The sequence below is a fragment of the Thauera sp. SWB20 genome, from assembly GCF_000831325.1.
Lineage (GTDB): Bacteria > Pseudomonadota > Gammaproteobacteria > Burkholderiales > Rhodocyclaceae > Thauera > Thauera aminoaromatica.
On record NZ_JTDM01000020.1, the window covers coordinates 266,209 to 276,850 of the forward strand.

12 protein-coding genes are annotated in these 10,642 nt (G+C 67.8%); 2 read left to right on the forward strand and 10 right to left on the reverse strand.

The features are described from left to right. Positions 1 to 77 precede the first annotated feature (77 nt). Together PO78_RS15190 and PO78_RS15195 are read left to right on the forward strand one after the other, a co-directional pair. Positions 78 to 1,142, forward strand: coding sequence for a glycosyltransferase (locus PO78_RS15190; RefSeq protein ID WP_004305092.1), 1,065 nt, complete (start codon positions 78 to 80; stop codon positions 1,140 to 1,142). A gap of 191 nt (positions 1,143 to 1,333) precedes the next feature. Continuing rightward, positions 1,334 to 2,131, forward strand: a complete 798-nt coding sequence (locus PO78_RS15195; RefSeq protein ID WP_004305090.1) for a glycosyltransferase family 25 protein — start codon at positions 1,334 to 1,336, stop codon at positions 2,129 to 2,131. On the opposite strand, the gene PO78_RS15200 is transcribed toward PO78_RS15195, so the two are convergent. From PO78_RS15200 to PO78_RS15245, 10 genes are all read right to left on the reverse strand, one after another. Then, positions 2,049 to 3,368, reverse strand: a complete 1,320-nt coding sequence (locus PO78_RS15200; protein ID WP_004305088.1) for an O-antigen ligase family protein — start codon at positions 3,366 to 3,368, stop codon at positions 2,049 to 2,051. The two genes, PO78_RS15195 and PO78_RS15200, sit on opposite strands and share 83 nt — an antisense overlap. Further along, positions 3,369 to 4,175, reverse strand: coding sequence for a glycosyltransferase family 2 protein (locus PO78_RS15205; protein WP_043744969.1), 807 nt, complete (start codon positions 4,173 to 4,175; stop codon positions 3,369 to 3,371). After that, the gene (locus tag PO78_RS15210) at positions 4,172 to 5,281 is read right to left on the reverse strand and encodes a glycosyltransferase (RefSeq protein WP_004305085.1); all 1,110 of its coding nucleotides are present in this window, start codon (positions 5,279 to 5,281) and stop codon (positions 4,172 to 4,174) included. Before PO78_RS15210 ends, PO78_RS15205 begins: the two co-directional genes overlap by 4 nt. After that, on the reverse strand, positions 5,278 to 6,273 hold the full coding sequence (locus PO78_RS15215; protein WP_156147827.1) for an ELM1/GtrOC1 family putative glycosyltransferase: 996 nt from the start codon (positions 6,271 to 6,273) through the stop codon (positions 5,278 to 5,280). Before PO78_RS15215 ends, PO78_RS15210 begins: the two co-directional genes overlap by 4 nt. Continuing rightward, a complete protein-coding gene (locus PO78_RS15220; protein ID WP_004305081.1) occupies positions 6,261 to 7,085 on the reverse strand; it encodes a polysaccharide deacetylase family protein in 825 nt (274 codons plus the stop codon). Before PO78_RS15220 ends, PO78_RS15215 begins: the two co-directional genes overlap by 13 nt. Then, positions 7,082 to 8,206: a glycosyltransferase family 4 protein gene (locus tag PO78_RS15225; RefSeq protein ID WP_043744972.1), complete on the reverse strand. Its 1,125-nt coding sequence runs from the start codon at positions 8,204 to 8,206 to the stop codon at positions 7,082 to 7,084. Before PO78_RS15225 ends, PO78_RS15220 begins: the two co-directional genes overlap by 4 nt. Before the next feature lie 7 nt (positions 8,207 to 8,213). After that, positions 8,214 to 8,534, reverse strand: coding sequence for a type II toxin-antitoxin system YafQ family toxin (locus tag PO78_RS15230; protein WP_012586121.1), 321 nt, complete (start codon positions 8,532 to 8,534; stop codon positions 8,214 to 8,216). Next, positions 8,512 to 8,784, reverse strand: coding sequence for a type II toxin-antitoxin system RelB/DinJ family antitoxin (locus tag PO78_RS15235; RefSeq protein ID WP_012586120.1), 273 nt, complete (start codon positions 8,782 to 8,784; stop codon positions 8,512 to 8,514). The genes PO78_RS15230 and PO78_RS15235 overlap by 23 nt, the downstream gene beginning before the upstream one ends. 96 nt (positions 8,785 to 8,880) lie before the next feature. After that, a complete protein-coding gene (locus PO78_RS15240; RefSeq protein WP_012586119.1) occupies positions 8,881 to 9,474 on the reverse strand; it encodes a Uma2 family endonuclease in 594 nt (197 codons plus the stop codon). A gap of 223 nt (positions 9,475 to 9,697) precedes the next feature. Continuing rightward, positions 9,698 to 10,600, reverse strand: a complete 903-nt coding sequence (locus PO78_RS15245) for a mitochondrial fission ELM1 family protein (RefSeq protein WP_043745568.1) — start codon at positions 10,598 to 10,600, stop codon at positions 9,698 to 9,700. Positions 10,601 to 10,642 lie beyond the last annotated feature (42 nt).

The window sequence follows — 10,642 nt, forward strand, 5'->3', positions numbered from 1 at the left end:
CACGCGGGAGCGCTTCGGCGTGCCGAGCGATCGTGCGGCTATAATTTCAGGCCTACGCGGTCCGAGATCAACTTTCAATGAACATTCTCAACGCGGTCTTCGGCGACTCGACCGGCGGGCGTTGGGGCGCGACGCTCAAGACCGCCCGTCTGCTCGCGGAGGAGGGGCATTCGGTCACGCTGCTGATCGACCCGGTCGATCTGCCCAACGTGCCGGCGGACTTCGTCGGCCCGGGGCTTGATGTCGTCACGCTGCGCAACTCCGGACACTACGACCTGATCGCGAGTTGGAAGGCGTCGCGTCTTCTCCGCGCCCGTCGCATCGATGCGGTGATCGCCCACAGCGGTCGGGCGATCCACATGCTCAAGCGGGCGGCGCCGCCGACGGTACCGGTGATCGCCTTCAACCACAGCCACAACATCAAGCGCACGCTCAAGGCGGACGCCTTCTTCTGCATCACGCCCTACATGCAGCAGATCGTCGAGGCGGCCACGGGTGGTGCGAAACCGTCGTTCGTGATCAGCAACGCGGTGAGCATCCCGCCGGAAGAGGCGCTGGCAGACCCTACGGGTGGTGTGTTCTCGATCGGCGCGATCGGCCGCATGGTGCCCAACAAGGGGTTTCGACATTTGCTCGATGCGCTTGCGTTGCTTGCGGCGGACGGAGTGGCGTTCCGGGCGCAGATCGCGGGCGATGGGGAGGAGCGTGCGGCGTTGCAGAAGCGGGCGGACGAACTGGGGTTGGCCGATCGGGTGGGGTTCCTGGGCTGGCTCGATCCGGCGGACAAGCCGGCGTTCTTCAACTCGCTCGACGTGATGTGCTTCACCTCGGAGTGGGATATGCAGGGCATCGTCATCCTGGAGAGCCTCGCTTGGCGCAAGGCCCTGATCGGCACGGCGATCGACGGCCCGTCGAGCTGTTACACGGATGGCGTGACGGCGCTCGTCGTTCCACCGGCCGATCCGCCCGCACTCGCGGCCGCGCTGCGCCGGCTGCACGACGACCCCGCCTTGCGCAGACGCCTGGCCGACAACGGGCGCCAAGTGGCGATCGAGCGGTATTCGAACGAGGCCATCGCGGAACTGCTGGATCGCAGCCTGCGCCGCTTGGTCGCGGATGCACGTCAGGGGGGCGCGCGATAATGAATGGCCCGCCGATCTTCATCGCAATGTGACCAGTCCGCCGCTCAGAGCGATCCGCAGCGGTGACCATTCTCAGTCGGCTCGCCAGCGCGGACCGGTAGCTCGGCGGCCGGAGCGCGCATCGTGGATATTTGAAGCGAGAGGCTTACAGTGAAGCACTTTGGGGTAGCACACTCGGCAGGAGACCACGATTGAGTTTCGGCATCTTCGTCATCAACTTGCCCGAGGCCGTCGAGCGTCGGCAACGGGTACTTGCCCATCTGGTCGCGCTGGGCCTCGACGCGAACGTCGTCGAGGCGGTGCGTGGCAGCCGATTGTCGGAGGATGAGCGTGCCTTGGTGGCGGACGATGCACGCTCCGTGGAGCGCTATGGGCGGGTCCTGACTCCGGGTGAGTTGGGGTGCGCGATGAGCCACGTGCGCGCGTACGAGGAGTTTCTGGGCAGTCGGCACGATTTCGCCTTGATTCTGGAGGACGATGCGGTTTTGCTGCCGGACGCGGCGGATCTGCTCGCCAGCGCGCGGATGAGTGCTTGGCTGGAGTGTGCCGAGCCACGCCTGCTCCTGATGACGCCGATCCGGGCTTTCCTTGCCCGGGGCGCGGTGCCGTTTGCCGCGGGCTATCGGCTGGTCAAGGTCCGACGGGCGTGGGAAGGCTATGGTTATCTCGTTAACCGCGCTGCGGCGGACGCGATGCGGAGGATCAATTCGCCGGCGTGGCTTTCGGCCGACGATTGGGTGGCTTACCGACGTCTCGGTTCTATCGAGCTGTGTGGACTGGATCCGTTCTGTATCGGGTATCTGGACACGGCGCCTTCGCAACTGGAATACGACCGGCGACGGGTGGAGACCGCGTCGGGACGGTCCAAGAGCCTGAAGGCTCGGGTGGAGAAGTGGCAGCGGCAGATCATGGATGCGGTCTACTATCGCCCGGTATTCGGCCTTCTGCACCATCGAATGCCGAAAGGCTGGCCTGACCGGAGAGAGTGAGATTCCGGGCACCGATGGTTTCGGTGGCGAGCCGAGCACGCAGCACGGTCACGAGGATCACGAAGGCCATCATCAGGCGGTGATGATTGAGTACCGTCTCGGTCAGCCCCTCGATCAGGATGATTGCCAGCGCGATTGCGATTGTGCCGCGCAGCGGGTCGGTCGTCCGCCCGATCGCCCCATACAGGAGCCCTAAGAGCGCGGCCAGTCCGACCAGGCCAAACCTGGTGGTTTCGTTGATGTACTGGTTGTGGAGGTGGTCGTAGGTGGTAAGGACCGAGAGGTCATAATGCTGTTCCACCATGAAACCCCTCGCCAGTGCTTGTCGCTTGCCTGCGTCTGGGCCGAGTCCGAAGAGTGGGTACTCCGAGATTAGGTGCAGGCCGGTATGCCACATTTGCAGACGATGACCGGACGAGGAGTTGAGGTTCCCCGTGCGGATCTGCACGTATTCCTCGCGGGTTTCCTCAAAGCGCTGCTGTATGGAGGGAATCCAGAATACAGCCACGGTCAACATCGCCAGGATGCCTGCCACGGTGAGCATCAGGGCTCTGCTAGAAACGCCTTCCTGCCTCAATGCGCGATAGCCGATGAACGCCATGCAGACCGCCAACGCCGGGTAGAGCCCACGTGTGCCGGATAGCAGCACCCCCGTCAGCCCGACGGCGAATGCAGCCGAGAGAAAGATACGCCAGGTGGTTTCGCGGAAAATCGTGGCGCCGTACAGCAGGATCATCGACAGCAGCGCCAGGATGCTGCCGTATGCAATCGGGTGGATTCCTGCTCCTGCGCGTTGTGCCCCCTCGATCCACACTTCCTGCGCGCCCGCCACGCCACCGATGAGACTGCCAACGGCCATCCCCGCCCACAGTGCCTTGATGTTGAAACCGTAGCGCGCGAGGTAGAAGAGGATCGGGATTGCACCGAGGTAGCGTGCAGGAGGGTCGATGCGAGCCTCGAGCCCACCGTCGATCAATCGGTAGGCGATCTGATACGAACAGTATGCTCCCAGGCCGATCAGCCAGGGCGCTGCGTGGGCCCAGACCCTGGGGGCGACGCGAACCGTCGCCGGAAGGGTCACCAGGCTCAAGGCCAGCAGGGCGGTCGTCGCGTGGGAGTTCTTCGGCCCCGTGATCAGGAACGCGAAGAACCAGAACACCAGTGCCGAGTTCACCGTGTGGAGAGTGCGCTCGAGCGGGCTGCCGGCGTCGTGGTCTGCGAAGGGGGACGAGGACATTCAGGAGAGCGGTCGATCTGCAGACTGGATCAGCGTGGCTGCGCCGGTTGGGCCGTAATGGCCGACCAGACCAGGGACTTTCCAGCGCATTCGGTAAAGGAGATAGCGCAGCGGATGCGTTGCGAGCTTGCGCCAGAAGAAACGTGGATAGAGTGTGATGAGCTTGGCGTCGGAAAGACGCTTGCGGAACTTGCCATGCGCGCGTACTTGCGCCTTGGGGCGATGCTTGCGGTACTTGATCACCGGACGGGCGAGATGGGCGCCTGTCCAGCCGGCGTGCCACAGGCGGACGAAGAGTTCCCAGTCCTCGCGCAGTTCGAAGCCGCGGTCGAAGCCGCCGACGGTGCGAAACGCGTCCAGGCGGATCAGCGCGCTGGTCTGGATGTAGTTCTCCCGGCTCAGCGTTTTCGGGTCGAAGGGCCGCGAGGCGAAGACGGTGTTCTTCTCCCCGAAGTACTGCAACTGGCCGTAGGCGAAACCTGCCCGTGGTCCTTCTGCTTCGAGCCGCCGCTGCAGGACTTCGAGCGAGTCGGGGTAGAGCAGGTCGTCGGAGTCGAGGAAAAGCACGTATTCGCCGTGCGCATATTGGGCGGCGTTGTTGCGTGCGGCCGACACGCCCTGGTTCTGCTGTGCGAGCACCGTGATCGGGTAGCTCCGCGCGATCTCCAGGCTGTCGTCGGTGGAGCCGTCGTCGATGAAGACGATCTCGACCGGCGCATAGGTCTGGGCGAGGACGGATTCGAGTGTCTCTGCCAGGTAGCGGCCGTAGTTGTAGTTGGCGATGACGACGGAAATGAGCGGTTTCATCGTGCGGTGGGCCGGGTGTCCGCGGTGAGCAGGATGCTCAGCACGTCGCGGATGACCCGGTTGGAGAAGTGCTGTTCGTAGGTGCTGCGCGCCGCGGCACCGATCGCCCGCGTTTCGCTGCGACGTTGGTGCAGGCGCTCCACCGCGGTGCGAATGCTATCCGGGTTTCCCGGTATTGCCCAGAGCAGCCCGTTATTTTCGTCCGCCCGCAGTTCGGGTGTGAAGGCCGGCGTTGCCGCGGTGAGCACCGCCCGCCCGATCGCCAGCCCCTGATACACCTTGTTCGGAATCACCCGCAGCGCCTTGTCGCTGGTGCCGAAGATGCCGAGGATGGCGTCGGCGCTGGCGAGCCGGCCGGGGAGCTCGGGCAGCGGGCCCCAGCCTTCGAAGCTGACGCGGCTGGGGCCGGTGGCGCCGGCAAGCGGCGCGAGGAGACGTTCGCACTCCGCCTTCATCGGCCCTTCGCCGATCAGGCGCCAGTGGGTGGGCGGGCCGTCGTAGTGCAGGATGGCCTGCGCCAGCACATCCACCCCCTGCAGGCCGATGAAGGTGCCGAAGAAGGCGAGTTCCAGCGGCGCATCGGCGGGCTTGTGCGGCCAGGGCTGCGGGGTGAACAGCGACTCCTCGGCGCCGACCGGGATCACGCGGATGCGCGCGCGCGCCACGCCGTGGGTGGCGTGGAAGTAGTCGGCGTGGCCCTCGGTGTCGGCGATCAGCCAGTCGGGCAGCTGGAAGAGGCGCGATTCCCACTCCAGCAGCTTGCGCGCCTTTGCGCTGTCCGCGGCGAACTTGTGCTTTTCGTTCACCTGCTTGTCGTAGGCGCTGATCAGCGGGTCGAAGACCAGCGGCACGCGCTGGCGGCGGGCGTAGCGCGCGGCGGCGGCGAGGTCGCGCTGGCGGAAGCACGGCACCCAGACGAGGTCGGGGCGGTGGCTGCGCTCCAGGAGGTTCCGCAGGGCGTACTCGAGGTCGGCGGTGGCCGACAGCGCGGGCAGGAAGCGGCTCACCTCGCAGCCGAGGCTGCGCAGCACCGACTCGATGACGCGGTTGCGCGGGTAGTCGGGCCCGTAGTTGCCGTAGCGGCCCCAGATCAGCACCTTCTTCATGGTGTTGTCGGCTCCAGCAGCGCGAGGACGACGTCGGCGATCTCGGCCTGCACGTCGGGCACGGGCGTGCTGCAGTCGGGGAATGCGATGTAGGCGAGGCCCGCGAGCGGCTGGCGCACCAGCAGGCCGCGCTCTGCATAAGCCTGCAACGCGGCGCCATCGTTGGCGTTGGGCTGGGCGACCACGGGCGAGACCGAGACCACCGGCCGGCCGGAGTAGAGGCTCTCGGCCACCATGCTGAGGCTGTCCTCGGTGACGACGATCGCGCTTGCCGCGCCGAGGAAATCGCGCATGACCTTGCGCGGCGCCTGCGACCACCACACGGCGTCGGCGATCAGTTCGACGGGGATGCTTTCGCGCAGCCAGGCTTCGGCGACAGCGCCGGTACGGCGGGACGTGGTGAGCAGCAGGCGGGCGCCGTCGCGGCGGGCGAGCGCGGCGAGGCCGGCGCCGAAGGCGCGCCAGTCGGCTTCCTTGAAGACATAGCCAGCGCCATCGCCGCCGACGAGTACCGCGATCCGTGGTTCGCCGGTCGGGGGAGGCAGCGGACGGGCGAGCTCGCCCGGCACCGGCGGCAGGGGCAGCACGTGATTGCACGCGACACCGAGCGGCACCACGGTGAACACGCCGGCGAAGGCGGCCGGGTCGTAGCCCTTGAGGGTGCCGCTATACACGTTGGGCACGCCGTGCCGGCGCGCGAGCAGGGCGTTGGCGAGCAGGGTGTTGGCGCCGGACGAGACGATCAGCGCGGGCTGGCCGGCGGGTGGGGTGAGGCCGTAGATCCGCCGCAGCCACGTGTCGGTGTCGCGGATGCGCGGCAGCAGCAGGCGGCCCAGGCGCTTCCAGAAAGGGCTGCGGATCTTCAGCTCGATGGTGCGCGTTTCCACCATCCGCCGGGTGGCGAGCGCATCGACGACGCCGCGGCTCTGGCTGAGGTGCCCGGGGGCCCCGTCGCTGAGCAGCCAGATGGCGAGCGGCCTCACTTCTTCCACCCCCGTTTCCCGCCGCGCATGCGCAGCGCGAACGCGAGCAGCTTGTCCTTGCCACTGATCTTGATGCGCTTGAGCTGCAGCGGATCGGGGCGCGGGGTGCGTGCGTCGATGCCGTCGATGGTCGTCACCGCCGTCGTGTAGCCGGCCGCGCGCGCCAGCGCGACGTCTTCCTCGCCGTAGATCCCGAACGGATAGGCGAAGCTCGCCACCGCCTGGCCGGTCTGCGCCTGCAGCAGGCGGCGGGACTCGGCCAGCTCGTGGCGCTTGTCTGCCGCCGAAGTGGTGCCCATGTTGATGTGGGTGAGCGTGTGCGAGCCGATCTCGATGCGGCCGCTCGCGACCAGGCGCTGCAGCTCGTCGTCGCTCAGCTTGGGTTCGCGCGCGAGCTCGCCGGTGTTGTGGTGCGCCTTCTTGGCGGTGGACCAGTCGCGGTCGTGGCGGTCGACGACGATGTAGATCGTTGCCTTGGCGTCGTACTTGTCCAGCAAGGGCAGGGCGTTATGCAGGTTGTCGGCGTAGCCGTCGTCGAAGGTGATCGCGACACTCTTCTCGGGCAGCTCGTCCCACTGCGCCCACAGCTCGCCGACGGTGAAAAATGTCCAGCCCTTGCGCTTCAGCCAGTCGAGCTGGGCCTCGAAGCGTTCGGGGGGGACGCGCAGGCCGTTGAACTTCGCGCCCGGGCGGTGCGGGCTGACCATGTGGTACATCAGCACGCGCGGATGGCGCAGATCGACCGGCTTGCGCCACCAGGCGTAGCGGTTGGAGAACCAGCCGGCGGCGAGCGCCGCGGAGAGGGCGAGCCACTCGGTCATGCGAGGCTCCCGTACAGCTTCAGCGTCTGCGCCTGCATGTTCGCGAGCAGGAAGCGGCTGTTGTGCTCCACCACCGGGGTCCGTCCGGCGATCACGTCTGCCGCCCGCACGGTAGCGGCGGCGACGTCCCCCTTCCCCACCGCCCCATGCGGGAACAGTTCCGCGAGGATCTCCGCCACCCCGCCATGCGCGTACCCCACCACCGGCCGCCCCATCGCCAGCGGCTCGAGCACCGTGCGCCCGAAGGATTCCGGCGTGCTCGACAAGCTCAGCACGCAATCCGAAACCGAATAGATCTCGCGCACGTCGCTGCGGTGGCCGGTGAAGAGGATGCGCCCGGCGAGGCCTTCCGCCTGCACGCGTGCGCGGATCTCCTTCGCGTAGCCCGGCCGCTTGGGGTCTTCGCCGCCGACGACCAGCCCGATCACGTCGACACCCTCGGCGACCAGCCTGGCGACCAGGGTGATGAAGTCGTGATGACCCTTCAGGCGCGTCAGCCGCCCGGGCAGCGTCAGCACCTTGCGCTGGCCGATCTGCGGGAATTCGGCATGAAAGCGCGCCAGCCATTCGTCCGACGGCGGATAGTCGCGCGGAAACTCCGCCGGGTCGATGCCGCGCGGGATCACCGTGATGCGCTCGTCCGCGAGATGCGGCCAGCGTGTCGGCGGGTAGTGGCTGCGGAGGTAGTCGCGCACCGTGTCGCTGACTGCGATCACGCGCTCGCCCGCGCACATGATGGCGCTGTAGCGGCTGACCGAGTGCATGCCGTGCACCGTGGTGACGAAGTGTGGGCGGGCGTCAGCCGGCATGCCGCGCCAGGCCAGCCAAGCCACCCAGGCGGGCAGGCGCGAGCGGGCATGGACGATGTCGAAGCGCTCGGCCTCGAAGAGCCTGCGCAGCGCGCGGTAGTGCAGGAAGGTGGTCGGCGACTTGCGCCCGAGGTCGCGCGCGAGGTGGCGCGAGCCTTCGTCCTGCAACTGCCCGACCAGGCGCCCGCCCCTGGACAGCACCACCGATTCGTGCCCGGCCGCGACCAGCGCGCGCGCGATCTCGAGCGTGCCACGCTCGACGCCGCCGCTGTCCAGCGCGGGGAGAAGTTGCAGGACCTTGAGGGCTTTCATTCGTGCCTCATCCCTCGAAGAGATCCGCATGGGTGCCCGCCCGGACGAAGGTAATCTGTCGGTCATCGGCGCTGTAGATGAGCAGGAAGTCGCCGCCGACGTGGCATTCGCGGTGATCGGCCCACTCGCCCTTGAGCGGGTGGTCGAACCACTCCGGGCCGAGCGGGGCGTCGTTGGCGATGAGCAGCAGCATGACTTCCTTGAGCCGCTTGAGGTCGAAACGGCCGGAGCGGCTGAATCGTTCCCAGTCCTTGTGGAAGGCCTTGCTGAAATCCGCGGCGCGCGGCAGCGATGCTCGCTTGGTTTTAGCGGGCTTTTTCGAGCTCATCGAAGAGGGCGTCGGTCGATTCGAAACGTGCCTGGTGTGCCTTCATCATGGCGCGCGCCTCTTCCATGGCGGCGCGCGTTTCGGCGTTGGGGACCTTGAGTTCGAGCGGGAAGGCCTGGTCGTTGACGACGCGCTTGAGGAAGATGCGCACGGCGTCGGACATCGACAGGCCCATGGCGGCCAGCGCCTCGGTGGCCTGGGTCTTCGTTTCGTCGTCGACGCGGATGTGGAGCATTGAACTCTGTGCCATGGCTTCCTCGCTTGCGGAGTGCGAATTATGTATCGCATATGAGATGCGATCAAGCCAGGCGGTTCCTGTGGCGGGAGCGAAGCCGGGTCGGCCAGATCAATACTCCGGCTTGGGCAGGCGTGCGACCAGCGCGTCCCAGGCGATCGACACGCCCGGCAGCACGCCGATCGGGGTCGCGTCCTTCAGCTCGTAGATCTCCGGCCGGCCGTACTGGCCGTTGTCGAGCAGATAGACAGTGAGGGTGCGGTCCCCCGGGTGCACCAGCCAGTATTCGCGCACGCCGGCGCGCTCGTAGGTGCGGCGCTTGGCGATCTGGTCGTGGGCGGCGGTGCTGGGGGAGAGCACCTCGAGCACCCAGTCGGGCGCGCCGCGCACGCCGCGGCGGTCGATCTTGCGCGGGTCGCATACCACGAGGATATCGGGCTGCACCACGGTGTCGATGGCAGCGTCGGCTTCGTCCTTGCGCGGCAGGCGGACGTCGACCGGGGCGATGTAGGGGCGGCAGGGCTGGCCGTCGAGCTGGTTGCGAAGCTGATAGTAGACCTCGCCGGCGACCTCCTGATGCTCGACCAGCGGTGCAGGTGACATCAGGAAGGCTTCGCCGTCGATCAGCTCGTAGCGTGTCTCGTCCGGCCACTGCAGGTAGTCGGCGTAGGTGTAGTGCTTTTCCTTGCGCAGCGCGAGGCCCATGGCGGTGCTCCGATCCGGTTCGGGGGATAGCGGTATTGTAGGCCGGCGGCGGGCCCGCCTTGTATACGCGATGTTTCGTGTAGGAGCGGCGCCAGCCGCGAATACGGCCGTCGGGTGCGCGACGTGGGCGGACGAAGCTCAACCGCCGCTTTCGCGCCTTGCGGCGCTTATATGGACGCCTCCTACAGAAAACCGTCGCGGTGCGGGGGGCTCGAACTTGTGCTCACGCTCCGAACCGTGCCAGCACCGCCTCGGCCACGCGCTCGGCTTCGGCCAGGCGCTCGGGGGGCGTGCTCAGGCGGCCGGTGCGCTGCCAATCGACGAATGGGGTGACGAAGCCTTCGCGCTGCAGCGCGGCCACGCCTGCGGCGATGCGCGTCTCGCCCAGGCGTGGCACGGCGAGCAGGCCGGTGGCGGCGCCGGCGGTGAGGCTCTCGTACACCATCGACACGCTGTCTTCCGATACCCAGGCCTGCGCGCTGCGCGCGACCTGCTCCATCGCCCAGCCGGGCGGGGTGTCGCGCACCGGGCGCACGTCCACGCCGCGTTCGCGCAGGGCGAGCAGGGCGGACTCGGTCTCGGCGGGCGTGCGTCGCGAGGTGGTCAGCGTCCAGCGCATGCCCGGCGTGGCGGTGAGGATGGCGTCGAGCTGGGCGAGCAGGCCGGCGCTGTCCCAGCCGTGGTGCTTCGACGGCCCGCCGATCAGGAAGAGGCCGCGGTCGGCCGCGCGCTCGGCGCTCGGGCGCGCGGTGTTGAGCACGCCGCGGGTGGCGATGACGTTGGCGCGCGCGGGCGGGGCGTCGTGCTGCGGGATCACGCACAGGTCGAACCAGGCCAGCGGCAGGCTCGGGCGCATCAGCGCGACCAGCTTGCCGCCACGCGCGCGCCGCGCCGCCAGGCCCGCGAGGTGGGTGCGATGGCCGGCGACGAGGATGAGGTCCGGATCGGGCAGGCCGGCGCCGGGCGGGAAGCGGCCGCCGACCCACTGCCAGAGCGCCGCACGCCCGGATGGGGCGTCGATCCAGTGCGTGTCGACCGGGGTTCGTGCGGCCAGCGCCTGCGCCAGGCCATGCAGCTGGCTGCGGTGGCCGGGCTTGTTGTCGGTGACGAGCCAGAGGATGGTCATGTCGGAGCAGATGCCGGTGATCGGTTTCAGGCTTTGACCGCA

What these genes read in the sequence shown, in the direction of transcription:
- PO78_RS15190 (WP_004305092.1), top strand. Translation starts at nt 78, where the DNA reads ATGAACATTCTCAACGCGGTCTTCGGCGACTCGACCGGCGGGCGTTGG.
- PO78_RS15200 (WP_004305088.1), bottom strand. Translation starts at nt 3,368, where the DNA reads ATGTCCTCGTCCCCCTTCGCAGACCACGACGCCGGCAGCCCGCTCGAG.
- PO78_RS15205 (WP_043744969.1), bottom strand. Translation starts at nt 4,175, where the DNA reads ATGAAACCGCTCATTTCCGTCGTCATCGCCAACTACAACTACGGCCGC.
- PO78_RS15210 (WP_004305085.1), bottom strand. Translation starts at nt 5,281, where the DNA reads ATGAAGAAGGTGCTGATCTGGGGCCGCTACGGCAACTACGGGCCCGAC.
- PO78_RS15220 (WP_004305081.1), bottom strand. Translation starts at nt 7,085, where the DNA reads ATGACCGAGTGGCTCGCCCTCTCCGCGGCGCTCGCCGCCGGCTGGTTC.
- PO78_RS15225 (WP_043744972.1), bottom strand. Translation starts at nt 8,206, where the DNA reads ATGAAAGCCCTCAAGGTCCTGCAACTTCTCCCCGCGCTGGACAGCGGC.
- PO78_RS15230 (WP_012586121.1), bottom strand. Translation starts at nt 8,534, where the DNA reads ATGAGCTCGAAAAAGCCCGCTAAAACCAAGCGAGCATCGCTGCCGCGC.
- PO78_RS15235 (WP_012586120.1), bottom strand. Translation starts at nt 8,784, where the DNA reads ATGGCACAGAGTTCAATGCTCCACATCCGCGTCGACGACGAAACGAAG.
- PO78_RS15240 (WP_012586119.1), bottom strand. Translation starts at nt 9,474, where the DNA reads ATGGGCCTCGCGCTGCGCAAGGAAAAGCACTACACCTACGCCGACTAC.
- PO78_RS15245 (WP_043745568.1), bottom strand. Translation starts at nt 10,600, where the DNA reads ATGACCATCCTCTGGCTCGTCACCGACAACAAGCCCGGCCACCGCAGC.